Here is a 26020-nt window from a genome sequence, read left to right on the forward strand (position 1 = left end):
GCTTCAAGAACCGCGCCTGAGGCCAGAACCTACGACGCCAAAGCTGGGCTTCGGATCAGCTCAGCCGCACCGTGCCGAGCTTGCGAAGGGGTCCCCATTGCACGCCGATCCGGGGTCCCGTTCCAGGCTCTTCCGCAGGTTCGGTGCTGACGGTGGGAGGTGCTCAGTCTGGTTTGTCGGGCGGTTTCTGGTCCGCCTCACGCAGCGTGAAGGACGCGCTGCCGGAGCAGGTCGAGGCCGGCGCGGCCGTACATGGAGCGCTTGATCAGCTTCAGGCGGTTCACCTGCCCCTCGACCGCCCCGTTGCTCCACGGCTCGCCGATGGCCGCGTGGACAGCGGCCTCGTCCTGCCGCAGCCCGGCGACGAAGCCACCGAGTTCACTCGCGGCGGCCGCCTCCAGCCACGGCTTCAATGCGGCCGGATCGCGGGCGCGCAGGATTGCCCCGAAGCCGCGTACCTGCTCGGCCGCGGCCTGCAGCCTGGGCGCAAGAGCACACAGCGCTGCGATGAAGCGGCGATCCGCGGGCGGGAGGCTGGCCGGATCGCTTGTCAGGCACCGCGCGATGCGGCGTGTCGACGGGATGCGGGTCGAGGGCGGTCGGGTTGGAAGGTCCCGGCGCCGTCGTTTCGCCCAGCGCTGGACGATCTCGTAGCCGCCCTCGAACCCGATGGCGCGAAGCTCGCGATACAAGCCCGCCACGTTGTGCTGACCCTCCTGCCAGCGCGCCTCGACAAAGCGCAGATGAGCATCGAGCCGGCTCGGGGCCGGCGCCCGGCGATAGGGCACGAACGCCCCCAAGCGTAGCCAGCGTCGTACGCTGTTGCGGGAGGCGCCGAGCGTGCGCGCGATCGTCTTGATCGCCACGCCCTCACCGTGCAGGCGTAGCCCCGCCTCGCAGCGCTGTCGTCGCCGGCCGCCACCGTGCCCAGTATCCTGCTCCGGAGGCGGGTCAGCAGGAGCGACCGCGACGATGGCGGCTGGAGCGTCTTGGAACGCTGCCTGGCGGGCGGCCTCCCGGATTTCTGCTTGATGCCGCTCGACGAGTGAACGCAGCGCCTCGGAGGCGTTGACGAGAAGGTGCCAGCGGTCCGCGACCTGGATCGCCTGCGGCGCGCCGAGCCGCGCAGCCTCGGCGTACGGCCCCGCTCGATCCCGGCTAACGACAGCGATGTCGGGATGCGCAGCGAGCCAATCCCGCACGGGCTCGCAGGCGCGGCCGGGCAGGAGATCGAGGACGCGACCCCGTTCCAGATCGCAGACGATCGTGCCGTAGCGCCGGCCCCGCCGCCAAGCCCAGTCGTCGATCCCGACCACACGCGGGGACGCGCACCCTGCGCTCTTGCAACGGCGGATCAGTCGCAGGACGGTGTCGCCGCTGACCGGCATGGCAAGCCGTCGCGACAGGCGGGCGCCGGCTTCGCCGCCGAGCGCCATGCCGATATCGGTCTGTGCCTCGGCCAAGCGATCGCTGCGCTGTGCCCTCGCACGGGCGAGGCCGGGAACAGGCTCGGCAAAGATGCGGCCCGGACAATGGCTGCAGCGGAAGCGGCGTACCTTCACCCGCCACGTGACCGAGCGATCCTGCCAGGGCAGGTCCTTCAGGGTTCGCCAGTACGAGCTATGCACCCGGGCCGACCATCGCCCACAATGCGGACAGGCTGCGCGGGCTGCGGTAGTCCTGGCCGTGATCGTCAGCGCATCGGCGTCCAGCGCAAGCTCGTCGACCTGCACACCTTCTGAAACCGAGGGCAATAACGGGTTCGAGATCCGCATCGCGCTCTCCCTCCGCCACCCCAGGGATCAACGCTTCACAAGGCGCTCAGCACCGAACCTGCGGAAGAACCCCGTTCCAACGCTTTTTGACACTCCGGCGGCCGAGCGGGTCCCCACCGCGGTTGCGCCCGTGGCGCCGGATACGCCTTCCGCCCCGGCGCCGACGGCGCCGCCCCCCTCTGCCAGCTCCGCCCACGAGAGCCTGACGGAAGACCTCGACGCCCTCATGGACGAATGGAGCCGGGCATGACGCCGACGGACGCGGATATCAGTGAGCGGGTCAAGACCTTCGAGCATGCCGTGGTGCCCCACGAGCTGTTCAAGAAGGGGAGGCGCGCCATCGAGACCTTGCGTCGGCGCTGGCGTCCGAAGGGGGTCAAGCCGCTGAAGGCGCGCGCGCTGCTGATCCTCGGGGAGCCCGGAGCCGGCAAGAGCTTCATCCTGGAGACCCTGGCGGAAGAGAACCCGAAGCGGGCCACGGAGGATGGCGACGTCCGGCCGGTGATCTTCGTCGAGGCCCCGAAGCGGACCACGCCGCGTCAGCTCGCCGCGGCGATCTTCGATGCCCTCGAACCTGGGTACCGACTGCGTGACGGATGGAACACCGCGCGCATCCTCAGCGAGATCAAGATGCTCTGCGAGGAGATGGGCGTCGAGGTGCTCATGATCGACGAGGCGCACCACATCGTCGACCATAAGAATACGGACGACCTGGAGGATGCAGCTGAATTCTTAAAGCAGCTGCTGAACATGTGTTCGACGCAGATCGTGCTCGCAGGACTGCCGCACCTCGGCGTCCTCCCCGAAACCAAGAAGCTCCGGCAGCTGCGTCGGCGCTTCCGGCCGCCGGTGCACCTGGATCCCTACAATTGGAGCGACCGCACGGGGCGCAGGAAGTACCTCGGGATGCTTGCATTCTTCGAACGGCACCTCGGTCTGCCCGAGCCGTCCAACCTCATCGGGTTCGATTTCGCCGCCCGCATCTATTGCGCGACGGGCGGCCATGTCGGCATCATCTCGGCTCATCTCAGCCTGGCGCTTGAGACGGCGGTGGCCGACGGCAAGTCCCGGATCGACCTGCCGCTCATGGCCGGGGCGTATGCCGACCTGGTCCTCAAGCGGAAGCCCGCCGTCCTGCTGGACTTCGACGCTGGGTTCCCCGACGAGGTCCCGGCCGGGCGGACGGGAGAGGCCGAGGGGAGGGCGCGCAACGCCGGCCCCGAGGCCGCGTCGGACGACAACCCCTACTTGGCGCAGGGCGAAGCGTTCCGCGCGCTCTGGCGCAAGATGGCCGGCGATCGCCTTGCCGACCAGTCGCGGGTGACGGCGCACAGGACGAAGGAGGCTGCACCACCGAGCGCCTTCGGGAGGCCGGCGTGAGCGCCGCTCCGCTCGCGCTTCGCGTGCCGGAAATGCCCGGCGAGCCCGCGCACGGCACCCTGATGCGCCTGGCCGCGCGTCACCGACGTCCCGGCGACGCGGCCGGCTTCGCGGCGGATTGCGGCCTGTCCTTTCGCAGCGTCCTGCGCGGCGGCGGCGCCGACGCCGTGGCACGCCTGGCGGGCTTCGACCCGCTCGCGCTCGGGCAGCGCTCGCCGCGGGTCAACGCCCCGGGGCGCACGGTCGACCTGGGCGGGCAGCGCATCGCGCTCGGCGATTGGTCCACGACGAACCGTCGCTGGTGCCCGCATTGCCTCGCCGACGACGCGCGGCTCGCACTCGGGCGGGGCCTGCCGACGGAGCGGCTCGCCCATCACCGGTTCTGGTGGGACGTCAAGTCGGTCTTCGGCTGCGCGGTGCATGGCGTCCCGCTCGCGCAGACGTGCGCGGCCTGCGGCCGCGGACCTGGCTGGGCCGGTCCCGTGCACCGGTGCCCCTGCGGGGCATCGCTCCTGCCGGCCGCCGAGGCGAACGGCTGCCGGCCGAGTCCGGCAGACCACTACCTCGCGGGGCGCCTCACCGGGATCCGTTCGGGGACTTCCCTCGTCGATGCCCTGACCTACCGGGACGCGGTTCGCGCCTTGGAACGGCTCGGGCTCGTCGCAACAGGGCGATGGAGCGCTCGCAAGCCACGTTTGAGCGGGAGCGAGGCGGCGGCATGTCGGGATGCCGGCATGGGGCTCCTCGCCGACCGGAGGCACGGCCTCGCGCGTGCCCTGGACCAGGTCCTGGCGGAGGGACGGGCGCGGGAAGGGCGGCCAGGCCTGATCGGGTCCTACGGGTGGATCTATGAGCTCTGGATCGCCAACCTGCCGGACGACGAGTTCGGCAGGATGCTGAAGTCCGCCCTGCGGGAGCATGCGGTGGCGAACGGCGTTATCCCGGAGCGGGAACGGGCACTCGGCGGCGGCCTCGGCGGGCCACTCGTTGACCTCGCGACGGCGACATCGTCCCTCGGCATGGGGCACGCCCGCGCCCGGGCCATCCTGGGGCGGGGAGGCATGCTGCCCGACGGCATCCGCCGGAGCGTCGCCTTCCCCATCGACGGCGTGGGTCTCACCCGCCTGCGGGAGGCCTTGGATCGGACGGCCGACGCGAAGGGGCTGCGCGCGATCCTGGGGGTCGGCAAGGCACAGGCTCGGCGCATCGTGGGGGCCGGGCTGGTGCCGCCCGTGGGCAGCGGACCAGGCGGGGCGGCCAGCCGCTTCGAGGTCGCGGCCGCCGAGCGCTTCCTGAGGACCCTGATCGAGGGCGTCCCGGTTCGCCGTAAGCTCCCGCATGGGTCGGCCATGCTGGCCGGCGCCTGCCGCTCCGCGGGCGTTCCCGTCGAGGTCGCCTGCACCGGGTTGCGGGAGGGCGACGTCCGGGCGACCGGCGTCGCGCCCGGGCGCCTGTCCCTGGCGGCGATCATGGTAAGGCCCGCGGACCTCCGCCGGCTTCGGAAGGACGATGGCCTGACGGTGGAGGAGGCCGCCAAGGCGCTGGGCGTCCACCACGAGGCGGTGCGGTCGCTTCGGCGTTCGGGCCTGCTGGGCCGGGTCCGACCGGGCCGGCGCTCCCTCCGGCGCGGCGAGGTCGACGCGTTCGCGCGCCGGTACATGCCGGCCAGCGAGGCGGCGCGCCTCCTCGGCACCTCCCCGAAGCGCGCGACCAGGCTCATGGCCGAACGGCAGGTCGCCGTCGCGGCTGGGCCGCCCACATGCCGTCAGACCTTCTACCTCCGCGCGGACGCCCAGCGACAAGTGCTGGCGGTGGCAAGGCCGTGAGGTACCCTGTCGACGGCATCGGGCAGACCTGGCCCGATGCGGCAAGGCGGGTGCGGCGACGCCGAACCGGCCGGAGGCTTCCGCTCCGCGACCGCGTCAGGAGGACAGGGATGCCAGGAGGCAGGCCGTCGGGTCCAGCCAGTGCGGCGGCTAGGCACAGCTGCGGTACCACTGCTCGTTCCGGCGGCCCCGTACCGGAACGGGGCCGTCGGGTTCGCCGGCTTGCCCTCCGGCGGCCGCTCCCTGCACAGGCGCGGGCGAGCGGGGCGTCGGTGTCGCGCCTCGCCCGGACTTGCGCGATGTGCACCGGTCGGGTCCGCTGTGTGGTGCTGCGCGACGCGCGCCCGATGGGCCGGCCTGGACGACGGACGCCGGGCAGGTCGTGAGGCATGCCGACGCCCGGTCGCTGCCATCCCCGCGAGGGCCCGGCGGCGTGCTGCCGAGCGGGCAGGCCCCAGGCATGACGAGGACCGGCGCGGCGAATGAGGACGAAACGACCGTCAACGGGAGCGGAGGCCGACCAGCGAAACCGGTTCTTCAGCTCCGCCCTGCAGGATGGAACCGTCCCTGAGAAGGCCGCGTCCGCCGCCTCGCCGGACCTGCCTGGAAGGAAACCGACTTGGCTTCGCTGGCGCTCCGGGTCCGCTTCCGTGAGGAGGAGCCCGCCTATGGCTTGTTGGCGAGGCTGGCCCTTCGGCACCGACGCGCGGACCTTCGCACCTTCGCCGGCGACGTGGGGTTGTCCTATCAGGACACGGTCGGCGGAAGTGCCGCCTCATTGATCGCCGAACTGGCCGGTTTCGAACCTGGCCTCGTTCGATCCTGGACCACGACGCCCGACTGGCACGCGCGCCACTTCCGAGGCGAGAAGTTCCACAACAACGACTGGTTCGTGCACGCCGAACGCCGGGTCTGCGTCGCCTGCCTTCGGGACGACCTGAGCCTGCACGGCGAGGCAGCCGCCCCCTATGCCTGCTGTCACCGGCGCTGCTGGTGGGACCTGCGAGCCATCGACGTCTGCCCGAGGCACTCGGCCTGGTTGGTCGACCGGTGTCCGTCCTGCGGACGGCACCTCACGCTTCTGCCGGCGGACGTGCGGTTCTGCGAATGCGGCGCGGACCTGGCCCGTGTCGAACCGGAGCGGGTCGATCCGTTGGATGCGCGGGCGGACGCGTACATCCTCGGACGGCTTCTCGGCAGACCCCACCGCGCCGTCCCGCTGCTCGACGCGATGCCGCTCGGGCAGGCGACGGCGTTGATGTTTTCCCTGGGATGGCAGGTCGGGAACAACCGGTACCGGGCAGGAAGCGGTCGCCATGCTGACGGGGCGTCCCCAGCGCCATGGCCCGAGATAACAAAGGGCACCCTGTGGAAGCGAGGCGCTTCCCGGGAAGCCAAGCTCTCGGCGAAGATGGCCAGCTTCCGCATCCTCCGTCACTGGCCTCGGGCCTATTGGCGCTTCCTGGACAGCCTCTTCCGGCTCGCGAAGGACAACCTCGGGAGTTCCGCTCGCCGGGACGACGGGTCGAGCCGGGCCTACCGCCTGTTCGGGCACAGGCTCGATGGATGGAACTTGCCTGGGGCGCAGCCGCTGCGCGAGGAGTACGAACGGCACTTCCTGGCCAACGTTCCCGCAGGCCCGAAGACAGTGATCTTCGGGTGCCCGGCGGAAGCGTCGCGCTGGGTCACCCTCGGTTACGCGAACGAGACCTGCGGGCTCACACCGTGGTCCGGCGAACTTTACCCAATCCTCTACGATCTCGGCGTCGTCGGTCCGGGTAAGGTCAACCACACTAGGGTGAAGCTCGCCCGGTCGCTCCTGCCAACGGTCAAGGAGATGTACGACGACGCCCTCACGCGAACACAGGCTGCACACCTGCTCGGCGTCAGTTTGAACGGCGTGTCGACGCTGCAGGCTGCCGGCTACCTGTCAACGCAGGACAACCCTCACGACAAGAGTAGCTACCGGTATAGCCGTGTGGAGATCGAGTACCTGCTCTTCGACATAGCGGGGTCTGCGCCGGTCCTGGCTGCCGCGGACACCATCGACCTGATCGATGCCGCCGCCGCAACGCAGTTCACGGATGGCCACGGCTTCCTGGGCCTTGAGCGGCTCCTCCGGGCCCTGACGCGCCGCACGGTGCCGTTGGCAGGCCTGCGCGACCGTGGCCAAGGCCTATCCCGAATCCTCCTCAAACGGTCGGACGTCGAGGGATTGATGGCGCAACGCCGACCCGCTCAGGCGCCAACACGGGATCAGGTTTGCAAGCTGCTTGGGATTGGCGGCGCAACGTTTCAATTCCTGGTACGAGAGGGCGTCCTGAAGACCTCCGGTTCGGACCGCCGCTCGCGTCGCGCCACCCCCGAGAGTGTCGAGACCTTTCAGAGGGGGTACATATCGGCAGTCAAGATCGGACAGATGCTCGGCCTGCACTTTATCGCCGTGTACCACCTCATGCGCAGGCGTGGGTACAAGCCGGCTTTTGACCCGGATAGAGCGAGAGGTCGCATCTACCGGCGTACGGATGCCCTGAGGGCATTCTTGAAGAAACTGCCCACGCAAGGCGTGCAAACGGTTCCCACTGTGACGAACGGCGCTGGCTAGCCTTCTGTGGTGCGCGGCCGTCGGCCATCGTCATAGGGGCCGTCCTCATGCGGTAGGGACGGCTAGCGCCGCGAAGTCACCACGAGCAAGGCGCCGAACATCCGTCTGAACATTTTATCGCATTCAAGCCACTCCGTTTCAGCACGCATTCGGTTTCGGATTAATTTGCAATCGCTTTCATCTTCCAGAAGAAACCCTTATGAATCAACGGCTGGGGAATTCCTTATTCGCTTTCCCCCAGAGGGAGGGCGCGGTTATGTCCCCGCGCCCCCCTCGGAGGCCGGCCGATCAGGCCAGCCCCTCGTCCGCCAAAACCTTCCGGGCCGCTCCGTCCGCCGACATCGCCTCGAGATGCCGGCGGGCTTCGGCGAAGTCCGACAGGCCCTCGGGCAGCTTGGCGCTCGCCCAGCGCAGCATGGGGAAGGCATAGGCGTCGATCACCGAGCGCCGGTCGCCCAGGATGAACGCCTTGCCCCGCAGGTGGTCGTCGAGCAGCCGCAGGCGCTTGCGCACAAGGATCAGGCCCGCCTCCCGGACGGCGTCGAGGGCCGCCGCGTCCGTCGCCGTCGTGTACCGGTCCGGCATGAAGACCGGGTAGAAGGACGGATGGAGGTCTCCCGTGAAGAACGAGGACCAGCGGTCGGCCTCGGCCTCCGCGCGCGGGTCGTCGACGGGCGCGAGCTTCGCCTCGGGAAACCGGCGGGCGAGATAATGCAGGATCGCCCCCGCCTGGGTCAGGGTCCAGCCCTCGCCGGTATCGAGGGCGGGGACCGCGCCGGCCGGATTGATCGTCAGGAATTCCGGCGCGCCGTAGCGCACCCGCACGGCCTCGTACGGGGCGCCGATCCATTCGAGCACCAGATGGGGCGCCATGGAGCACGCGCCGGGAGCGTAGAAGAGCCTGATCATCGCACATCTCCTGGGTTTCAGGCGGACTGGGTGGCGTGCCCCCTGGCTGGGCGCCGGGGAGGGGTCTCGGTCAGGCGGACGGAGCCGCGATCCGGCCGAAGCGGCCGGCCTGGAAGTCCATGATCGCCTGCCGGATCTCGGCGGCGGTGTTCATGACGAAGGGCCCCTGCGCGGCGACGGGCTCGTCGATGGGTTCGCCGGTCAGGACGAGCAGCTTGGCATCGTGCGTCGCCGTCACCGTCACGGAGCCCCCTTCGCGTTCGAACAGGACGGTCTGCGCCGCATGGACGGCCTGTCCGCCGTCGATCACGCCGTCACCGGACAGCATCACGATGGAGAGCGTGTGACCGGCCGGCGGATCGAGCACGACCGACCCGCCGGCCGAGAGCCGCACGTCCCAGATGTTGATCGGCGTGAAGGTCCGCGCCGGTCCCTTCGCCTCTCCGAAGGCGCCCGCGATCACGCGCACCTTCCCGGCGCCCTCGGGCAGCGCCACGCCGGGGATGTCGGCGTCGAGCAGGCTCTGGTAGCCCGGCGCCGCCGACTTGTCCTTGGCCGGCAGGTTGACCCAGAGCTGGGCCATCTCGAACGGGCCGCCCCGCGCGGCGAAGGCCGGGGAGTGATACTCCTCGTGCAGGATGCCGGAGGCGGCCGTCATCCACTGCACGTCGCCGGGACCGATCACGCCGCCGGAGCCGGTGGAGTCGCGATGCTCCACCTCGCCCTCGTAGACGACGGTCACGGTCTCGAAGCCCTTGTGCGGGTGCTGGCCCACGCCGCGACGCTGGGTCGTCGGCGGGAAGGTCGCCGGCCCCGCGTAGTCGAGCATGATGAACGGGCTGATGGCCCGCCCCTGGTCGTGATGCGAGAGCATCGTGCGAACCGGGAATCCGTCCCCGACCCAGTGCTGGCGGGGGGCGCTGTAGATGCCGATGATCCGTCTCATGGGAAGGCGCTCCTTTCGAGAGACAAGCTATTCCCGAGACAATCGTTTCAGAAGCTGGATACATGGGCTAGATCGTCCCACGGATAGGACGATGGTGCATGCAGGATCTCAACGATCTCTATTATTTCGTCCAGGCGGTGGACGAGGGCGGTTTCGCCGCCGCCGCCCGGCGCCTCGACATGCCGCGCTCGCGGCTGAGCCGCCGCATCGGCCTCCTGGAGGAGCGGCTAGGCGTGCGCCTGATCCAGCGCTCGACGCGCCAGTTCGCGGTCACGGATCTCGGCCGGGAGTATTATCGGCACTGCGTCGCCATGCTGGTGGAGGCGGAGGCGGCCCAGGAGGTCATCGACCGGCGCCGCGCCCAGCCGCGCGGGGTGGTCCGGGTCAGCTGCCCGGGGACGCTGCTGTTCTTCCAGGTCGGCGAGATGATCGTCCGCTTCATGTCCGGGTGCCCGGACGTCGAGATGCAGTTGGAGAGCACCAACCGGCGCGTGGACGTGATCGCCGAGGGCTTCGACGTGGCCTTCCGCGTCCGCTTCCCGCCCCTGGAGGACAGCGGCCTCGTCATGCGGGAGCTCGGGGCCAGCCCGCAGCGGCTGGTCGCGGCCCCGTCGCTGCTTGCCGCGCATGAGGGCGCGTTCACGCCGGCCGACCTCTCGCGCCTGCCCAGCCTCGCCTGGAGCATGGGCGCGAGCGATCATGTCTGGGAGCTGGAGGGGAAGGACGGGGCGAGGGCCGTCGTCCGTCACAGGCCCCGCCTCGTGACCGAGGACATGATCTCGCTGCTGCGCGCCGCCCGCAACGGGGTGGGGATCGTGCAGCTCCCGTCGATGGTGGCGGACGAGGACATCGCCGGGGGCCGCCTGATCGACGTGCTGCCCGACTGGGCGCCCGGCGCGGGCCGGATCCACATGGTCTTCCCGACCCGGCGCGGGCTGCTCCCGGCGACCCGCGCCTTCATCGAGCACATCGTCGCGGAATACAGGCTCCTCGACCCCGGCACGCGGTCCGACCCGTCCTGACGCCGCCGGCCGTTGCATGCCGGCGCGATTCTCCATGCGCCCGGCGCGCGTTGCGGCACGGCCGGACAAGGGCATATACCCGCAACCATGGCCTCCGAATCCCCCTGTACGTGCACGACGCTGCGGCGCATCACCCGCGCCGTCACCGCCTCCTACGACGAGGCGCTGCGGCCGGCGGGCCTGCGCATCACCCAGTTCGCCATCCTGCGCACCCTGGACCGGATCGGGCCCGTCGCGGTGACGCGGCTCGCGGCGGAGGCCGCCCTCGACCGCTCCACCATGGGCCGCAATCTCGATCCGCTGGAGCGGCGCGGCCTGGTGCGCATCGCCGTGGGCGAGAAGGACCAGCGCGAGCGCGTCGTCCACCTCACGGATGCGGGCGTGGCAGCCATCGACGCCGCAGCGCCCTTCTGGATCGCGGCGCAGCGCCGGTTCGCCGCCGACCCGCAGGCGGAGGCCGTCATCCGCCTCGCCGACCGCCTCGGCGCCGCCCGCAACGCCTGACGACCGCCCGTTCCGAGAGAGAGACCCGCCAGGAGACGCCATGCCGCTCGCCCGAATCGACCTCGCCGCAGGCAAGCCCGCAGCCTATCGCAGCACCATCGGAGAGGTGGTCTACGAGGCCATCGTCTCGGCCCTGGGCGCGCCGAAGGACGACCGCTTCCAGATCATCACCGAGCATCCGCCGGGGGAACTCGTGGCGGACGAGGGCTATCTCGGCATCCGCCGCACGCCGGACTGCGTGTTCATCCAGCTCACCCTGAACACAGGCCGCAGCCTGGAGCAGAAGCGCGCCTTCTACCGGCAGGTCGCGGACGGACTGCACGAGCGCCTCGGCCTGCGCCGCGAGGACGTGTTCGTCAGCCTCGCCGAGGTGGCCAAGGAGAACTGGTCCTTCGGCAACGGCGAGGCGCAATACGCGCCGGCCGATTCGTAACCGACGCGACGCCGAGGACCCGCCCATGCCGATCCGAACCGCCTTCGGCCCGTCTCTCGCCGGGCGCCTGCACTATGCCTGGATCGTGGTCGCCGTCACCTTCGTGGTGCTGCTGGTCGGCGCCGGCATCCGGGCGACGCCGAGCGTCCTGATCGTGCCGTGGGAGCGGGAGTTCGGCTGGTCGGCGGCGACGATCAGCGTCGGCATCGCCCTCAACATCTTCCTCTACGGCATGGTCGGTCCCTTCGCGGTGGCGATCATCGAGCGCTTCGGCCTGCGCCGCTCGGTCTGCGCGGCGCTCGTCGTCCTCGCCGCCGGCACCGCCTCCACCACCCTGATGAGCGCGCCCTGGCAGATGACCCTGCTCTGGGGCATCGTGGTCGGCTCGGGCAGCGGCATGATCGCCAACGTGCTCGGCGCCACGGTGGCCGGCCGCTGGTTCGCGACGCATCGCGGGCTGGTGCTCGGGCTGCTGACCGCGAGCAGCGCCACCGGGCAACTCGTCTTCCTGCCGCTGCTGGCGAGCCTCTCCGTCACGCAGGGGTGGCGCGTGGTCGCCCTGACGGTGGCGGGGGCGGCCCTCGCCCTGGTGCCGCTCGCCGCCCTCGCGTTGCGGGACCGGCCCTCCGACCTCGGCCTTCCCCGCTACGGCGAGCGCGCCGTGCAACCGCCGGCGACCGGCGGTCGCAACCCGGCCCGGCGCGCGCTCGACGGCCTCGCCATGGGCTTGCGCTCCCGCGATTTCTGGCTGCTCGCCGGCACGTTCTTCGTCTGCGGCGCCTCGACCAACGGGCTCGTCGGCACCCACCTGATCCCGGCCTGCATCGACCACGGCATCCCGGAGGTGACGGCGGCGGGACTGCTGGCGCTGATGGGCCTGTGCGACCTCGTCGGCACCACCGCCTCGGGCTGGCTGACCGACCGCTTCGACAGCCGCAAGCTGCTCGCCTGGTATTACGGCCTGCGCGGCCTGTCGCTGATCTTCCTGCCCTACGCCTTCGACATCAGCTTCTACGGGCTGCCGGTCTTCGCCATCTTCTACGGGCTCGACTGGATCGCCACGGTGCCGCCCACCGTCACCCTCGCCGGCAAGTCCTTCGGCGAGGAGAACGCCGCGCTGATGTTCGGCTGGATCGCCGCCTCCCACCAGATCGGCGCGGCCGCCGCCGCCTGGGTGGCGGGCACGGTACGCACCGGCACGGGGGATTATTTCGCGGCCTTCGTCTCGGCGGGGCTGCTCTGCCTGGTGGCGGCGCTGATGGCTCTGTTCATCGCCCGCCATCCGCAGGCCCCGGCGCTTGCGGGCGAGCCACGGCCCGCCTGACTCGGCGCGCGGGGAGGGCGACGGACATGCTCGGCTGGGACGCCTCGGGAGACGCGCTGCACGCCCCCGCGACCCTGCGCAACCGCGATCCGATCCTCGCGGTGCTGCGCCGGATCCTGCCCGCGCGGGGCCGCGTGCTGGAGATCGCCAGCGGCTCGGGCGAGCACGCGGTCCATTTCTCGCGCAACCTGCCGGGGCTGGACTGGCTGCCGAGCGACCCGGACGAGGAGGCCCTGCGCAGCATCCGCGCGCACCGGGCGGCGGCGCGGCTTCCCAATCTCGCGGAGCCCGTCCTCCTCGACGCGCAGGCCGCGTCCTGGCCCGTGACGGCGGCGGACGCGGTGGTGGCGATCAACATGATCCACATCGCGCCGCCCGCCGCGACCGGGGGACTGGCCGCCGGGGCGGGCCGGGTGCTGGCGCCGGGCGGCCTGCTCTTCCTCTACGGCCCCTTCGTCGAGGCGGACCAGGAGGCCGCGCCGGGCAACCGCGCCTTCGACGCCGACCTGCGCGCCCGCAACCCCGAGTGGGGCCTGCGCGACCTCGCCTGGGTGGCGGCGGCGGCCGCCGCCGGGGGGCTCGCCCTGGAGGAGCGCGTGGCGATGCCGGCGAACAATCTCGGCGTCGTCTTCCGCAAGGCCGGCTGACGGCCCCCGTCGCGGGAGCGCCGATCCGCTTTCCGGCGCGCCGATGGCGCCCCCTTCACGCGTCCTTCCCGCTCTCCCGGCGCGCCCCTCGCGCTGCCTCTGAACCACCGCCGGAACCGCGCGGGGGGATGCGCCGTTGACGCTTCATTGGATCTATTCTAATTAAGAACTGGACGACACACGGGCCGCTCGGGCGGCCCTCGCACACATCGACGGAGACATCCCATGGCCGGTACCCACAGCGCCTCCTGCGAGAGCTGCCGCTTCTTCGACGAGCACCAGGGCAACGGCGGCCACGCCGCCGGAGACCAGGGCCTTTGCCGCTTCAACCCGCCGGTGAGCCAGCCGGCTCCCGAGTCGAAGGGCCTCTGGCCGGTGGTCGCCTCGAAGGACTGGTGCGGTCACTTCACCGCCGAGATGACCGCCGCCGAGTAAGGCCGCCTTCACCCGGACGAAGCTCGGAAGGGCCGGTGCTCGCGCGCCGGCCCTTTTCCGTTCGTGATCGCGCGGCGGCCTCCGCACCGGATTCTCGCCGGGCGGGGCGCTGCGGTCATGATCCGGACACATCCGCGGAGGATGCGCATCCCGGTCGGGGACGTTTCACGAGCGTGTTTCGTCCCGGTGGCCGCCGCGCGGCGAAGCAGGGGAGTTGTGCGCAATGATGGTTCGAGGGATCGGCGTCCGCGCCGCGCGCATCGTCGCAGCGATGGCGCTCCCGCTCGTGGCGCTGGCAGGCGTCGCCGGCCCGGTCCTGGCCGGCTCGGCGGACCCGAGCGGCGTCTGGCTCACCGAGGACGGCCGCGCCCGCATCCGCGTCGAGAAATGCGGCCCGCAGGAGAAGCACCTCTGCGGCTACGTCGTCTGGCTGAAGGTGCCCCTCAACGAGCAGGGCCAGCCCCGCGTCGACAAGTTCAACCCCGATCCGAAGAAGACGACCCGCCCGTCCCTCGGGCATCAGCTCGTCATGGGCCTGAAGCTCAACGGCGACGGCCGCTACGAGGGCAAGATCTACAACGCCGACAACGGCAAGTCCTACGACGTGACGATCTGGTCCGAGCAGGCTTCCGAGCTCTCGGTCAAGGGCTGCATGCTCGGCTTCCTCTGCGGCTCGCAGACCTGGACCCGCGTGACCGACATGCTGCCGGGCCAGCTCGGCGGCCCGACCAACGGGCCGGGCGGCCCGCGCGCCGATGCGGAATGGGCGCCCAAGACCGCCGCCGGGGCGGGCGCCACCACGGGCAGCGCCGCCGCCAAGAGCGCGCCGAAGCCCGCCGCCCCGAAGCCCGCCGGCGCCCCCGCCAAGGCCCCGGCCGAAGCGGAGTGAGGACGGGCGCACCCGCCTGAGGGAGGGCCGCCCATGACCGCCCCCCGCAACGCGCCGCCGCCCTATCGCGGCGGCTGCCTCTGCGGCGCGGTCCGCTACGAGGCGAGCGCGCCGACCGTCGGCGCGCGCATCTGCCATTGCGACGCCTGCCGCCTGGCCATGGCCTCGCCCTTCCTGGCCCAGGCACAGTTCCAGCGCCGGGCGCTCACCTGGCAGGGCACCACCGCCCGCTGGCGCTCATCCGAGCGCTTGCTGCGCCATTTCTGTCCGCGCTGCGGCACGCGGCTCTTCCTCGAGCCGCGCGACGCGCCGCGCATCGGCATCCCCCTGGCGACGCTCGACGACCCCGGCGCGATCCTGCCGGAGATGCATGTCTGGACCTCGGAGGCGATCCCCTGGGCGCTGCCCGAGGACGGCCTGCCGCGCCATGCGCACGGCTCGCCGCTGCCCTACCGGCTGCTCGCCGGCGGCTGAGGCCCGGCCCGAGACCGATCAGTCGACCACGGCGGCGTAGGTCAGCACCCGCAGCTCGCGCCGGATCGGCAGGGCGGAGGAGGGGACGAGCTGGGTCAGCAGCACCACGGCCATGTCCTCGGCCGGGTCGATCCAGAAGGCGGTCGACGCCACGCCGCCCCAGGCGACCTCGCCGGGCGTGCCGAGGATCTGGGCGCGTGCCGGGTCGAGCATCACCGAGAAGCCCAGGCCGAAGCCGACACCGGTGTAGGAGGATTCGGCGAAGCGCGGCGTGCCCATGGCGGCGAGATCGCCCGGCAGGTGGTTCATCAGCATCAGATCGACGCTCTTGCGGCCGAGGAGCCGCACGCCGTCGAGCTCGCCCCGGTTGAGGACGAAGCGGCAGAAGCGCATGTAGTCGGACGCCGTCGAGACGAGGCCGCCGCCGCCCGAGGCGATGGCGGGCGGCTTGGCATACGCCGTCTCGACGCTGTCGTCGTAGAGGGTCAGCCGGCGCTCGCGGTCGTAGCGGTAGTTCGCGGCCAGCCGCGGCATCTTCTCCGGGGGCACGAAGAAATCGGTATCGGCCATGCCGAGCGGCGCGATCACCCGCTCGCGCAGGAACTCGGCGAAGTCGCGCCCGGAGACCACCGCAACGAGATGCCCGAGCACGTCGGTGGCCACCGAGTAGTTCCACTGGGCGCCGGGCTGGGCCAGCAGCGGCAGCCTCGCCACCTTGCCCACCACCTCGGCAAGGCTGGCATCCGAGCGGTGGAAGTCGATGCCCTCGCGCCGGTAGAGCTCGTCGACGAGGGTCGCCTCCATGAAGCCGTAGGTCAGCCCGGAGGTGTGGGTGAGGAGGTCTCGGATGGTGATCGGCCGGCGCGCGGGCTCGCTCTCGAACTTCGCCCGGTTGCCCCCCGTGAGCACCCGCATCTCGGAGAATTCCGGCAGGAAGCGCGCGACCGGATCGTCGAGCTGGAAGCGCCCCTCCTCGTAGAGCATCATCACGGCGACCGAGGTGAGCGGCTTCGTCATCGAGTAGATGCGCGTCAGGGTATCGGCCCGGAACGGCGTCCCGCGCGCCATGTCCACCGATCCGTGGGCGCGGAAGAACGCCGTCCTGCCGCGCCGCGCCACCATGACGGAGAGGCCGGCGAGCCTGCCCTCGTCCACGAGGCGGCTCATCCAGCCGTCGATGCGCTCCAGGCGCTCGGCGCAGAGGCCGACGGCGGCGGGATCGGTGTCCACCATGGCGCTTCCGGCGTCCGGCATCGGAACCCTCGTCTCATGCGTCGTCGCGAGGGATGTAGCGGGCTCGCCGCGCCGCGCCAAACCCCTATCTGGCCCCATCGACCGCGCGCGATTGGGCGGGACGGGCTCGGCGCAGGTCGCACGATGCTTGGCCTTCGCCCGCGCGCGATCCCGTGATAGCGCAACGCGGACACGATCCCTCCCGGCGCGATCCGTCCCAGCAGGAGCCCCCCGCGTGACCGACCCGAGCGCGTTCGCCCTCTTCCTCGACTTCGACGGCACCCTGGTGGAGATCGCGCCGCGCCCCGATCAGGTGGTGGTCGCGCCGGGGCTCGTGCCCACCCTCGAGTTGCTGCGCGCGCGGCTCGGGGGAGCGCTCGCCATCGTCACCGGCCGTCCCATCGGCGTCATCGACGAGTTCCTGGCGCCCGCCCGCTTCGACACCGCCGGGCTGCACGGGGTCGAGCGGCGCCTCGACGGCGCCGTCTCGGGCGGGGGCGCCGAGGATCACCCGGAGCTGCGCGCCCGCATCGCCCGCCTGCACGAGATGGTCGGCGGGCTCGATGCGGTGCTGGTCGAGGACAAGGGCGCCTCGGTCGCCGTGCACTGGCGGCTCGCCACCCCGGCGGACGCGGAGCGGGCGCAGGGCGCCGTCGAGGCCGTCGCGGCGGAGCTCGCCGGCGCGTACCGGCTCCAGCTCGGCAAGGCGGTGGGCGAGATCGTGCCGGCGAGCGCCACCAAGGGCCACGCCATCCGCGCCTTCCTGCGGGAAGCGCCCTATGCCGGGCGCCGCCCCGTCTTCCTCGGCGACGACCGCACCGACGAGTGGGCCTTCGAGACCGTGAACGCCGATGGCGGGGTCAGCATCCGCGTCGGCTCCGGGGAAACGGTGGCGGCGCGCCGCCTTGCGGACCCGGCCGCGGTACGGGCCCTGCTAGAGCGCTGGGCCGAGGGGTCCCCCATCGATCCCGACGTCCTCCAGCCCGCCTGATCCGCCACGCCGCCAAGGAGCGCCCCCCGCGATGTTCGAGTTCCCGGTTCTCGTCGGCGACGTCGGCGGCACCAACGCGCGCTTCGCCCTGGTGGAGGCGAAGGGCGCCGCGCCGCGCCTGCTCTCTCACGAGGCGACGGCCCGGCATCCCGACCCGTCGAGCGCCATCCGCGCGGCGCTCGCCAAGGGCGGGGAGGGGGCGGCCCCGCGCGCGGCGATCCTCGCCATCGCCGGCCGGGTCGACGGGCCGAAGGTCCAGCTCACCAACGCGCATTGGGTGATCGAGGGCGCGCGGATCGGGGCCGATTTCGGCCTGTCGAGCGCGGTGGTGGTCAACGATTACGTGCCCGTCGCGGCGGGGGCGGCCGGCATCGCGCCGCACGACCTGACCCCGGTCGGCCCGCATGGCGACGCGCCCGGCGGCGCCAAGGTGGTGCTCGGGCCGGGCACCGGCTTCGGCGCGGCGGCACTGGTGCCCTATGCCGACCGCCTCGCCATCGTCTCCACGGAGGCCGGGCACACCGAGCTCGGCCCCAGCGACGCCGAGGAGGAGGCGATCTGGCACGCTCTCGAACGGGTGGAGGGGCGCGTCACCGTGGAGACGCTGCTCTCCGGCCCCGGCCTCGCGCGGCTGCACGCGGCGATCGCGGCGACCCGCAGCGGCCGCCCGGCGGAGAAGATCGAGCCGGCCGCCGTCACCGAGGGCGGCCTTTCCGGCGCCGACCCGGACGCGCGGCAGGCATTGGCGCTGTTCGCCAAGCTCCTCGGCCGGGTCTGCGGCGATCTCGCCCTGACCTTCCTGGCGACGGGAGGCGTGTTCATCGGCGGCGGCATCGCGCCGCGCATCGTCGAGGTGCTGAACGCCGGCGGGTTCCGCGCGGCCTTCGAGCGCAAGGCGCCCTTCGCGCAGATGATGCGGGACATCCCGACGAGCGTCATCACCGTGCACGACCCGGCCTTCACCGGCCTCGCCGCGCTGGCGAGCCAGGGCGACACCTTCGTCTATCACGGGCAGGTCTGGCGGGAGGACGCCTGAACCGGAACGTTGCATCCCGCCGGGCGGCAGGTCACTGTGGCGGATCTGAAAAGGGGTATTCCGGGAACGGACGCCGCATCATGCATGTCGTGACGCTTCAGGAGGCCGGCTCGGACCTCGCGAGCCTCGTCGAGCGCGCGGCCGGCGGCGAACAAGTCGTCATCACCGAGGACGGCAAGCCGCGGGTGAAGGTCGTGGCCGTCGATCCGCCGGACGGTCCGGCACCGCACCGGCGTCTCGGTTTCCTGGCCGGCCAGATCGCCGTGCCGGACGATTTCGACCGGATGGGAGACGCGGCGATCGACCGCCTGTTCGGCGGGACGTGAGGCTTCTTCTCGACACGCATCTCCTTCTGTGGGCGGCGGGCCTGCCGGAGAGGCTTCCGCCGGAGGCCGCGCGGCTCCTATCCTGAGGTGTCTGGCCGATACCTCTCAGGGTCTGAGCCTCCCTCACGCCGCCGCCAGCGGCTTCGACACGCTCTCCAGCGACTTGCCCTCGGCCGCCGTGCCGTAGAGGCCGCCGACGACCGCCGCCACCGCCATCAGCGCGGCGCCGACGAGGTAGCCGACGAGCACCCAGTCGCGCGAGCCGGTCTCGACCAGGGTTCCGAACAGCAGCGGCCCCGAGACCCCGCCGATGCCGGTGCCGAGCGCGTAGAAGGCCGCGATGGCGAGCGCCCGGATCTCGAGCGGGAAAGTCTCGGCCACCGTCAGATAGGCCGCGCTCGCGGCGGCGGAGGCGAAGAAGAACACCACCATCCAGGCCGCCGTCTGGCCCACCGGCCCGAACACCTCGATCTTGAACAGGTAGCCGGTGACGGCGAGCAGCACGGCCGAGATGCCGTAGGTGAAGGCGATCATCGGGCGCCGTCCCACCGTGTCGAACAGGCGCCCGAGCAGCAGCGGGCCGAGGAAGGAGCCGAGCGCGAACGGCAGCAGATACCAGCCGACATGGCCCCCCGGCACGCCGTAGAAGCGCTCCAGCACCAGGGCGTAGGTGAAGAACAGCGCGTTGTAGAAGAACGCCTGCGCCACCATCAGCGCCAGGCCGACGACGGTCTGCCGGCGGCTGGTGACGAAGAGCGCGCCGGCCACCTCCGAGAGCGGCGTGTGGCTGCGGACCTTCAGCTTGATGCGCTTGCCCTCGTCCACCGGCGGCAGGGTGACGCCGGCATCGGTGAAGCGCTTCTCGATGCCCGTCACGACCCGGTCGGCCTCCGCCGCGTAACCGTGGGTGACGAGCCAGCGCGGGCTCTCGGGAATCCACGAGCGCAGGAGAAGGATCACGAGGCCGATGCCGCCGCCCACGAAGAAGGCGATGCGCCATCCGTAGGTCGGGTCGACCCAGTCCGGCCGCAGCACGGCGATGGACAGGAAGGAGCCGAGCGCCGCCCCGATCCAGAAGGAGCCGTTGATGACGAGATCCGTCCAGCCGCGCACGCGGGCCGGCACCAGTTCCTGGATGGTCGAGTTGATCGCCGTGTACTCGCCGCCGATCCCCGCGCCGGTGAGGAAGCGGAAGATGCAGAAGCTGTAGATGTCCCAGGACAGCCCGGTCGCGGCGGTGGCCACGAGATAGAGGGCCAGCGTGATGAAGAAGAGCTTCTTTCGGCCGATCCGGTCGGTGAGCCAGCCGAAGCCGAGCGCCCCCGTCACGGCGCCGACGAGGTAGGAGCTCGCCGCCAGCCCCACGTCGAACTCGGAGAAGGACATCGGCGGCTTGCGCAGGGCCCCGACCAGGGCGCCGGCGAGCGTCACCTCGAGCCCGTCGAGCACCCAGGTGATGCCGAGCGCCACGATGACGAGGACGTGGAAGCGCCCCCAGGGCAGGCGGTCGAGCCGGGCGGCGATGTCGGTGTCGACGACGCTGCCGAAGGCCGCGCGCTCCGGCGCCTGCGTGCCGGGGGCCGTCTCGCTTCTGCTCGCCATCGTGTCGTTTACCCTGAATCAAGACATCTGTTGGGAACGGGGCAACGAATCGGTCGGATTCGGGAGTGGTTGACCGTCGCCAGCGAAGGTTCAGGCGCTCACGCGGAAGCGCCTGTCATGAACGCCCCACTCCGGTTCGCGATCCTCGTCACCACCAGCCTCGGCGGTTTCACCGTCATGCCGACCCAGGGCGCGGACGGGACCCTCGCGCCCGACAGACCGAAGGTGCCGGTGGCCGGCGGCGAGCTTTGGCGGCTTCGCCCCGCCATGCCCGTCCCGACCGTGGCGCCCGAGCCGAAGGCGCGTATCGCCACGCCCCTGCCCGAGGCGCGCCGCAACGTGCGGCTGGTCTATCCGGCGCTGGTCGAGGCCCGCTGAGCTACCTGTCGCGGCTCACGGCGAGGGCGTCCGCGAGCGCGTCGCCCAGGAGGTTCATCGCGACGAGGGAGGCGACCAGCAGCCCCGCCGGGACGGCCACCATCCAGGGCGCGGATTCGAGGGCGCGGGAGCCCTCGGCCACCAGCACGCCCCAGCTCGTCGCCGGCTCCTGCACGCCGAGCCCGAGGAACGACAGCAGGCTCTCCAGCAGGATCACGCGGGGCACCAGCAGCGTCGCCGCGACGGTGACGGGCCCCAGCATGTTCGGCACGATGTGCCGCCGCAGCAGGGCCGGGGTGGAGAGGCCGAGCGCCTCCGCCGCGCGCACGAAATCGCGCCGCCGCAGGGAGAGCGTCTGGGTGCGCACGATGCGGGCCATGTCGAGCCACTCGACCAGCGCGACGGCGACGAGGATCAGCCCCAGCGAGGGGCGGAAGAACACCACCAGCACGATCACGAAGAACACGAAGGGCAGGGCGTGGAGCACGTCCACGAAGCGCATCATCGCGGCGTCGACGGCGCCCCCGGCCATGCCGGCGACCGCCCCGTAGACGACGCCGATCGACAGCGCCGCCGCCGTCGCGACGAGCCCGATCAGCAGCGAGACCCGCCCCGCGACGAGGCTGCGGGCGAGAAGGTCGCGGCCATGCACGTCGGTGCCGAGGAGGAAGCGCAGCCGGCGCACCGGCGCCTCGACCACGAGACGCCGGCCCTCGTCCTCACGCGCGAGGATCACCGGCTCGCCGAACAGGTCCGAGCGCGGCAGGTAGACGAGGCCGCGCGGGTCGATGGCGGGGCCGCCCTCGCGGGCTCGGAGCACCAGGCGCAGGCGCCCGCCCGTCTCCGACGCGTCCTCCACCGTCGCGCGCATGCGGAAGGCGAGGCGGTCGAGGGCCGGCCGCAGGGTCGCCGCCGAGGGCTGCGCGGCGAGGCCAGGGGGGAGCTGGCGCAGGTCGGGATAGGCGCGCTCGGGCGGGTGGCCCGCGAGCCGTGGCCCGGCGAGGCAGGCGAGCGCGATCGCGGCGAGGACGAGCAGGGCCGCCACCGCGCCGGGATCGCGCAGGAGCCGCCGCAGGACGGACCGGCCGGGGGGAGGGCGCGAGGACGCGGCGGCCGCGCTCACGCGAAAAGCCTCACGCGCGGGTCGAGCCAGGCGGCGAGGAGATCGGCGGCGATGGTGAGGAAGATCACGAGGGCGGCCACCAGCACCACGGTGCCCATCACCAGCGTGTAGTCTCGGTTGAGCGCCCCGTCGACGAAGTAGCGCCCGATGCCGGGCAGGCCGAAGATCGTCTCCACCACGACGGAGCCGGTGAGGAGCGCCGCCGACAGCGGCCCGAGGATCGCCACCACCGGCAGCAGGGCGCCGCGCAAGGCATGGCGGGCGATGCGGCCGGGGGGCAGGCCCATGGCGCGCATGGTGCGCACGGGCTGGGCCTGGAGCGCCTCGGCCAGGGAGGTCCGCGTCAGCCGGGCCACGCTCCCGATATGCGGCAGCGCCAGGGTGATCGCCGGCAGCACCAGATGCGAGGGTGCTCCCCCGCCCCAGCCGCCGACCGGGAGCCAGCGCAGCAGCAGCCCGAAGGCGATCTGGAGGAGCGGCGCGACGACGAAGCTCGGCACCGAGAGGCCGAGCGCGGCGAGCAGCCCGACGATCCGGTCGGCAACGCCTCCGCGCCGCAGGGCCGCGAGCGTCCCGAGCCCGACGCCGAGGACCAGCGCGAGCCCGAGCGCAAGGGCGCCCAGCGTCATCGAGACGGGCAGCCCGCGCGCGAAGAGGTCCGCGACGGAGAGGTCGCGGAAGGAGAAGGAGGGCCCGAAATCGCCCGTCGCGAGAGCGGCGAGGTAGCGCAGGTACTGCACCGGCAGGGGCTGATCGAGCCCGTAGACCCGGCGCAGGTTCTCCATGGCGGCGGGGGAGAGCGGCCGCTCCAGGTCGAAGGGGCCGCCGGGGGCGAGCCGCATCAGGAAGAAGCTCAGCGTGACCACCACGAGGAGCGTCGGCACGCCCTGGGCCAGACGCCGCAGCGCATAGGCGATCACGCCTCGAGCCTCAGGAAACGGGTCGGGGCGACGTTGCGCAGGTTCGCCGTGTAGCCCTTCAGGCGGGGCGAGATCAGCGCCTTCGAGCGGTAATGCAGCAGCGGGATCCAGGGCAGCTCGGCGAGCGCCACGGTCTCCGCCCGGAAGAGCAAGTCGGTGCGGCGGCCGAGGTCGCGCTCGCCATCCGCCTCGCTCAAGAGCGCGTCGTAGGCCGGGTTGGCGTAGCGGCCGGAATTCAGGCCGTCGTTGCCGGTCTTGAGCAAGAACAAGAAGTTCTGCGGGTCGGAGTAGTCCGCGAGCCAGGACATCCGCGCCACGTCGAAATCGCCCCCGTCGCGCAGATGGGCGAAATGGGTCTTGGCATCGGTGTAGACGAAGCGCGTCTCGATCCCGAGGCCGCGCCACATGTCGGCGATGGCCACCGCCGTGTTGCGGTTGTTGTCGCTGGTGTTGAAGCGGTACTCGACCACGAGCGGCCGGCCGCCCGGCCCGAATCCGGCCTCCTCCAGGAGACGCGCGGCCTGCGCCTCGTTGTCGATGGGCAGGCTACGGGCGCCCTCGATCTCCGGCGGATCGCGGTAGTGGTCGAGCCCCGGCGGGCAGAGCGAGAAGGCCGGCGCCATGGTGCCGCCCCAGATCGCCTCGGCGAGATAGTCGCGGTCGATCACCAGCGAGAGGGCGCGCCGCAGCCGCGCGTCGTCGAAGGGTTTTTTGCGCGTGTTGACGGCGAGCGCCAGCACGCCCAGCGCCGGCCCGAGCACGACCTGATCGCCGAACCGCGCCTTCAGGGAGGCCATCTGGTCGCCGGGCAGGTCGGACAGCGAATCGAGCTCGCCGGCCGCGTAGCGCCGCACCGCGCTCGACTGGTCCGGCGCCGGCACGAAGGCCACGCGCGGGATCGCGATCCGGGCCGCGTCGCGGAAATGCGGGTTGCGGGAGAGCGTGATGCGGTCGTTCGGCACCAGCTCCTCCAGCCGGTAGGGGCCGTTGGAGACGAGGTTGCCCGGCCGGGTGAAGCGCTCGCCGTATCGCTCCAGCGAGGGCCGGTGCAGCGGCATCGAGGTCTGGTGGGTGAGAAGCTCGAGCAGATAGGGCGTCGGCTTCTCGAGCGCGACGACGAGGCTGCGCGCATCGGGCGCCGACACCCCGAGCGCCTCGGGGGGCATCGCGCCGCGATTCACGGCGGCCGCGTTGCGCAAGGGGTAGAGCACCTCGGCGTATTTCGCGGCGGTGGCGGGGCTGAGGATGCGCCGCAGGGCGTGGACGAAATCCTCGGCCGCCACCGGGTCGCCGTTCGACCAGCGGCCATCCGCCCGCAGCCGGAAGCTGTAGGTCAGCGCGTCGTCGGAGACCTGCCAGCTCTCCGCAGCGCCGGGGACGATCGCGCCACGGTTGTCGTAGGTGAGCAGCCCCTCGAAGAGGTCGCGCAGGATATGCGCCTCCGCCACCGTCGAGGACTTGTGCGGATCGAGCGTCTCGGGATCGGCGTCGTTGCCGCGCCGGTAGACCGTTTCCGCCTCCGCCCGCACCCGACGGGCGCCGAGGAGCGCGGCGGCGGCGCCCGCCAGCCAGTCGCGGCGGCGCGGCCGCATGGCGGGCTCAGGCGCCGGTCTCGGCCGAGAACCCCGCCGCCTCGATGCCGGCCACCGCGCAGATCTCGTCGTTGTCGGAGGTGTCGCCGGAGATGCCGACCGCGCCGATCACGCCGCCGCCGGAGCGGATCAGCACCCCGCCCGGCACCGGCACCAGGGCCGCCGGGCCGACGAGATGGCTCACGGCGGCGACGAACTGGGGCTGCGCCTCCGACCGCGCGGTGATGGCGCGCGAGCCCATCCCCAGCGCCAGGGCGCCGTTCGCCTTGCCGGCCGCGACCTCAGGGCGGCGTAGGGAGGTGCCGTCCTCGACCTGGACACATTTCAGAGACCCGCGCGCGTCATACACAACCACAGCGAGCGGTTTCAGGCCCCGTGCGCGTGCCGTCTCCAGGGCGGTGGCGACGATGGTCCGGGCGGCGGCGAGGGTCAGGTCGGGCATCGGCGGGCTCTGAGAAGGGAAACGAGGCGATGCCGGCCGGGGCGGACGGCAGGGACCGGGCGACGAGGGAACGCGTATGCGTCGGGCGATCATCCATATCGGAATGCCGAGGACGGGGTCCACCTCGTTCCAGACCCTGCTCGCGACCCTGCGGCCGCGCCTCGCCGGGATCGGCCTGCTCTATCCGGAACTGGCGCTCCCCGGCGCGCATGCGGGCGCAGACGTCAACCACCAGCCCCTCGGCGAGGCCCTCGACGGGCGCCGCCCGCGCGCCGAGCGCGCCCCGAGCCTGGAGCGTTTGTCGGACGCGCTGCGCGCCACGGATGCCGACACGGTGATCCTCTCCTACGAGGATTTCGCCGTGCAGAAGCCGCGCTTTCGCGTGCCCGCCACCCTGCGCGAGGTCTTCGCCCGGCGCGGCTTCGCCATGGAGACGGCCATGGTGGTGAAGCCGCCCTTCGAGCAGCTGAACTCGGCCTATGCGCACCGGGCCCAGCTCGTCGTCGAGCCGCGCGACTTCCGCGCCTTCGGGCGCGCCCACTGGCACTCGGGACGCTTCGACTATGCCGGCCTGATCGCGCCCTGGCGCACGGCCTGCGGCGGCCGCGTCACCGCGATTCCCTTGCGCGACGCGCGCTCGCCGGCCCCGCTGATGGAGCGGATCTTTCGCGATCTGCGCCTGTGGGAGCGCGTCTCCCCGCTGCTCGGCGAGCCCGACGTCACCTTCGTCACCAACCGCTCGCCGGGGCCGCTGGCGGTGGAAGCCTCGCGCCGTCTCCGCGCGATGCGGGTGCACCGGCAGGTCGGCAGCCACTCCCGCGCGATCGGCCATGTCCTCGACGGCGCCGCCTGGTCGCGCGGGCTCGACCCCGAGCCGATCCGGGGCGACGCGCCCGAGGTGAAGGAGCGCATGGAGAACCATTTCGCCCGGACCAGCGACGCCTTCGCCCGCGATCTCTGGGGAACGGCGTGGTCCCGCGTGGTCGAGGACGCCCCCGCCAAGCCGCCGAACGAGCTCGCGGCACGGCCGATCTCGCGCGACGAGGAGGAGCGGGTCGACCTCCTGATGCGCGAGACCGTGCGCCATTTCGGCTTCCGCGCGCTACCCGCCTGGAAGCGCGCGCCGGCCTATCTCGCCGAGCGCGGCGTCGCGGCGGTGGAGCGCATCGTCGGCGATTCGCGCTGGCGGGTCCGCTGAAGCGAGCCGC

At 71.9% G+C, this 26020-nt stretch carries 25 protein-coding genes; 16 read left to right on the plus strand and 9 right to left on the minus strand.

Annotation, left to right across the window (positions count from 1 at the left end):
- Positions 1-197: 197 nt before the first annotated feature.
- Positions 198-1754: an ISL3 family transposase gene (locus tag ACP56T_RS13375; RefSeq protein ID WP_430912729.1), complete on the minus strand. Its 1557-nt coding sequence runs from the start codon at positions 1752-1754 to the stop codon at positions 198-200.
- A 267-nt stretch (positions 1755-2021) separates the two neighbouring features.
- Between ACP56T_RS13375 and ACP56T_RS13380 the strand changes: the two genes are divergently transcribed.
- The 3 genes from ACP56T_RS13380 to ACP56T_RS13390 all read left to right on the plus strand — a co-directional run bounded on the left by ACP56T_RS13380 (position 2022) and on the right by ACP56T_RS13390 (position 7586).
- Entirely contained in the window at positions 2022-3155 is a 1134-nt protein-coding gene (locus ACP56T_RS13380; protein ID WP_430912619.1) for a TniB family NTP-binding protein, read from the plus strand.
- On the plus strand, positions 3152-4981 hold the full coding sequence (locus tag ACP56T_RS13385; RefSeq protein ID WP_144767100.1) for a helix-turn-helix domain-containing protein: 1830 nt from the start codon (positions 3152-3154) through the stop codon (positions 4979-4981). Before ACP56T_RS13380 ends, ACP56T_RS13385 begins: the two co-directional genes overlap by 4 nt.
- Before the next feature lie 619 nt (positions 4982-5600).
- On the plus strand, positions 5601-7586 hold the full coding sequence (locus tag ACP56T_RS13390) for a TniQ family protein (protein WP_144767101.1): 1986 nt from the start codon (positions 5601-5603) through the stop codon (positions 7584-7586).
- 288 nt (positions 7587-7874) lie between these two features.
- Here the strand turns inward: ACP56T_RS13390 and ACP56T_RS13395 are convergent, their stop codons facing one another.
- Positions 7875-8495 (minus strand): glutathione S-transferase family protein, encoded by a 621-nt coding sequence (locus ACP56T_RS13395; RefSeq protein ID WP_430912620.1) that lies wholly within the window; start codon positions 8493-8495, stop codon positions 7875-7877.
- Positions 8496-8565: 70 nt separating this feature from the next.
- The gene (locus ACP56T_RS13400) at positions 8566-9441 is read right to left on the minus strand and encodes a pirin family protein (protein ID WP_430912621.1); all 876 of its coding nucleotides are present in this window, start codon (positions 9439-9441) and stop codon (positions 8566-8568) included.
- 98 nt (positions 9442-9539) lie between these two features.
- Between ACP56T_RS13400 and ACP56T_RS13405 the strand changes: the two genes are divergently transcribed.
- From ACP56T_RS13405 to ACP56T_RS13440, 8 genes are all read left to right on the plus strand, one after another.
- Entirely contained in the window at positions 9540-10463 is a 924-nt protein-coding gene (locus ACP56T_RS13405; protein ID WP_430912623.1) for a LysR substrate-binding domain-containing protein, read from the plus strand.
- A gap of 87 nt (positions 10464-10550) precedes the next feature.
- Complete coding sequence (locus ACP56T_RS13410) at positions 10551-10967, plus strand: MarR family winged helix-turn-helix transcriptional regulator (RefSeq protein ID WP_430912625.1); 417 nt, start codon at positions 10551-10553, stop codon at positions 10965-10967.
- A gap of 40 nt (positions 10968-11007) precedes the next feature.
- A complete protein-coding gene (locus ACP56T_RS13415) occupies positions 11008-11400 on the plus strand; it encodes a tautomerase family protein (protein ID WP_430912626.1) in 393 nt (130 codons plus the stop codon).
- Between the two features lie 25 nt (positions 11401-11425).
- Entirely contained in the window at positions 11426-12724 is a 1299-nt protein-coding gene (locus tag ACP56T_RS13420) for an MFS transporter (protein ID WP_430912627.1), read from the plus strand.
- Positions 12725-12750: 26 nt separating this feature from the next.
- Positions 12751-13371: a DUF938 domain-containing protein gene (locus tag ACP56T_RS13425; protein ID WP_430912629.1), complete on the plus strand. Its 621-nt coding sequence runs from the start codon at positions 12751-12753 to the stop codon at positions 13369-13371.
- A 225-nt stretch (positions 13372-13596) separates the two neighbouring features.
- Entirely contained in the window at positions 13597-13806 is a 210-nt protein-coding gene (locus tag ACP56T_RS13430; RefSeq protein ID WP_430912631.1) for a hypothetical protein, read from the plus strand.
- A 223-nt stretch (positions 13807-14029) separates the two neighbouring features.
- Positions 14030-14695, plus strand: a complete 666-nt coding sequence (locus ACP56T_RS13435) for a DUF2147 domain-containing protein (RefSeq protein WP_430912632.1) — start codon at positions 14030-14032, stop codon at positions 14693-14695.
- 33 nt (positions 14696-14728) lie between these two features.
- Positions 14729-15169 (plus strand): GFA family protein, encoded by a 441-nt coding sequence (locus ACP56T_RS13440; protein WP_430912633.1) that lies wholly within the window; start codon positions 14729-14731, stop codon positions 15167-15169.
- Positions 15170-15187: 18 nt separating this feature from the next.
- Here the strand turns inward: ACP56T_RS13440 and ACP56T_RS13445 are convergent, their stop codons facing one another.
- On the minus strand, positions 15188-16423 hold the full coding sequence (locus ACP56T_RS13445) for a serine hydrolase domain-containing protein (RefSeq protein ID WP_430912634.1): 1236 nt from the start codon (positions 16421-16423) through the stop codon (positions 15188-15190).
- Between the two features lie 214 nt (positions 16424-16637).
- On the opposite strand from ACP56T_RS13445, the gene otsB reads away from it, so the two are divergent.
- From otsB to ACP56T_RS13460, 3 genes are all read left to right on the plus strand, one after another.
- Positions 16638-17393 (plus strand): trehalose-phosphatase, encoded by a 756-nt coding sequence (gene otsB / locus ACP56T_RS13450; protein WP_430912636.1) that lies wholly within the window; start codon positions 16638-16640, stop codon positions 17391-17393.
- 31 nt (positions 17394-17424) lie between these two features.
- Complete coding sequence (locus ACP56T_RS13455; RefSeq protein ID WP_430912637.1) at positions 17425-18429, plus strand: glucokinase; 1005 nt, start codon at positions 17425-17427, stop codon at positions 18427-18429.
- 80 nt (positions 18430-18509) lie between these two features.
- Entirely contained in the window at positions 18510-18755 is a 246-nt protein-coding gene (locus ACP56T_RS13460; protein WP_430912638.1) for a type II toxin-antitoxin system Phd/YefM family antitoxin, read from the plus strand.
- Between the two features lie 123 nt (positions 18756-18878).
- Here the strand turns inward: ACP56T_RS13460 and ACP56T_RS13465 are convergent, their stop codons facing one another.
- Positions 18879-20357 carry an MFS transporter gene (locus ACP56T_RS13465; protein ID WP_430912639.1) on the minus strand — a complete coding sequence of 493 codons (1479 nt, stop codon included), beginning with the start codon at positions 20355-20357 and terminating at the stop codon, positions 18879-18881.
- Between the two features lie 117 nt (positions 20358-20474).
- On the opposite strand from ACP56T_RS13465, the gene ACP56T_RS13470 reads away from it, so the two are divergent.
- Positions 20475-20735: a hypothetical protein gene (locus ACP56T_RS13470; RefSeq protein ID WP_430912640.1), complete on the plus strand. Its 261-nt coding sequence runs from the start codon at positions 20475-20477 to the stop codon at positions 20733-20735.
- Position 20736: 1 nt separating this feature from the next.
- On the opposite strand, the gene ACP56T_RS13475 is transcribed toward ACP56T_RS13470, so the two are convergent.
- From ACP56T_RS13475 to ACP56T_RS13490, 4 genes are read right to left on the minus strand one after another with little or no spacing between them, the layout of a single operon-like run.
- Positions 20737-21858 (minus strand): ABC transporter permease, encoded by a 1122-nt coding sequence (locus tag ACP56T_RS13475; protein WP_430912641.1) that lies wholly within the window; start codon positions 21856-21858, stop codon positions 20737-20739.
- Entirely contained in the window at positions 21855-22778 is a 924-nt protein-coding gene (locus tag ACP56T_RS13480) for an ABC transporter permease (protein ID WP_430912642.1), read from the minus strand. Before ACP56T_RS13480 ends, ACP56T_RS13475 begins: the two co-directional genes overlap by 4 nt.
- Positions 22775-24370 carry a peptide ABC transporter substrate-binding protein gene (locus ACP56T_RS13485; RefSeq protein WP_430912643.1) on the minus strand — a complete coding sequence of 532 codons (1596 nt, stop codon included), beginning with the start codon at positions 24368-24370 and terminating at the stop codon, positions 22775-22777. The genes ACP56T_RS13480 and ACP56T_RS13485 overlap by 4 nt, the downstream gene beginning before the upstream one ends.
- Before the next feature lie 7 nt (positions 24371-24377).
- Entirely contained in the window at positions 24378-24812 is a 435-nt protein-coding gene (locus ACP56T_RS13490; RefSeq protein WP_430912644.1) for a GlcG/HbpS family heme-binding protein, read from the minus strand.
- A 76-nt stretch (positions 24813-24888) separates the two neighbouring features.
- Here ACP56T_RS13490 and ACP56T_RS13495 point away from each other — a divergent pair, with 76 nt between their 5' ends.
- Positions 24889-26010, plus strand: a complete 1122-nt coding sequence (locus tag ACP56T_RS13495) for a hypothetical protein (RefSeq protein WP_430912645.1) — start codon at positions 24889-24891, stop codon at positions 26008-26010.
- The last annotated feature ends 10 nt before the right edge of the window (positions 26011-26020 follow it).

Source organism: Methylobacterium endophyticum, from assembly GCF_050591105.1.
GTDB lineage: Bacteria > Pseudomonadota > Alphaproteobacteria > Rhizobiales > Beijerinckiaceae > Methylobacterium.

What these genes read in the sequence shown, in the direction of transcription:
- ACP56T_RS13395 (WP_430912620.1), bottom strand. Translation starts at nt 8,495, where the DNA reads ATGATCAGGCTCTTCTACGCTCCCGGCGCGTGCTCCATGGCGCCCCAT.
- ACP56T_RS13425 (WP_430912629.1), top strand. Translation starts at nt 12,751, where the DNA reads ATGCTCGGCTGGGACGCCTCGGGAGACGCGCTGCACGCCCCCGCGACC.
- ACP56T_RS13470 (WP_430912640.1), top strand. Translation starts at nt 20,475, where the DNA reads ATGAACGCCCCACTCCGGTTCGCGATCCTCGTCACCACCAGCCTCGGC.
- ACP56T_RS13415 (WP_430912626.1), top strand. Translation starts at nt 11,008, where the DNA reads ATGCCGCTCGCCCGAATCGACCTCGCCGCAGGCAAGCCCGCAGCCTAT.
- ACP56T_RS13495 (WP_430912645.1), top strand. Translation starts at nt 24,889, where the DNA reads ATGCGTCGGGCGATCATCCATATCGGAATGCCGAGGACGGGGTCCACC.
- ACP56T_RS13435 (WP_430912632.1), top strand. Translation starts at nt 14,030, where the DNA reads ATGATGGTTCGAGGGATCGGCGTCCGCGCCGCGCGCATCGTCGCAGCG.
- ACP56T_RS13440 (WP_430912633.1), top strand. Translation starts at nt 14,729, where the DNA reads ATGACCGCCCCCCGCAACGCGCCGCCGCCCTATCGCGGCGGCTGCCTC.
- ACP56T_RS13490 (WP_430912644.1), bottom strand. Translation starts at nt 24,812, where the DNA reads ATGCCCGACCTGACCCTCGCCGCCGCCCGGACCATCGTCGCCACCGCC.
- ACP56T_RS13380 (WP_430912619.1), top strand. Translation starts at nt 2,022, where the DNA reads ATGACGCCGACGGACGCGGATATCAGTGAGCGGGTCAAGACCTTCGAG.
- ACP56T_RS13405 (WP_430912623.1), top strand. Translation starts at nt 9,540, where the DNA reads ATGCAGGATCTCAACGATCTCTATTATTTCGTCCAGGCGGTGGACGAG.
- ACP56T_RS13445 (WP_430912634.1), bottom strand. Translation starts at nt 16,423, where the DNA reads ATGCCGGACGCCGGAAGCGCCATGGTGGACACCGATCCCGCCGCCGTC.
- ACP56T_RS13465 (WP_430912639.1), bottom strand. Translation starts at nt 20,357, where the DNA reads ATGGCGAGCAGAAGCGAGACGGCCCCCGGCACGCAGGCGCCGGAGCGC.
- ACP56T_RS13485 (WP_430912643.1), bottom strand. Translation starts at nt 24,370, where the DNA reads ATGCGGCCGCGCCGCCGCGACTGGCTGGCGGGCGCCGCCGCCGCGCTC.
- ACP56T_RS13430 (WP_430912631.1), top strand. Translation starts at nt 13,597, where the DNA reads ATGGCCGGTACCCACAGCGCCTCCTGCGAGAGCTGCCGCTTCTTCGAC.
- ACP56T_RS13410 (WP_430912625.1), top strand. Translation starts at nt 10,551, where the DNA reads ATGGCCTCCGAATCCCCCTGTACGTGCACGACGCTGCGGCGCATCACC.
- ACP56T_RS13460 (WP_430912638.1), top strand. Translation starts at nt 18,510, where the DNA reads ATGCATGTCGTGACGCTTCAGGAGGCCGGCTCGGACCTCGCGAGCCTC.
- ACP56T_RS13420 (WP_430912627.1), top strand. Translation starts at nt 11,426, where the DNA reads ATGCCGATCCGAACCGCCTTCGGCCCGTCTCTCGCCGGGCGCCTGCAC.
- ACP56T_RS13455 (WP_430912637.1), top strand. Translation starts at nt 17,425, where the DNA reads ATGTTCGAGTTCCCGGTTCTCGTCGGCGACGTCGGCGGCACCAACGCG.
- ACP56T_RS13400 (WP_430912621.1), bottom strand. Translation starts at nt 9,441, where the DNA reads ATGAGACGGATCATCGGCATCTACAGCGCCCCCCGCCAGCACTGGGTC.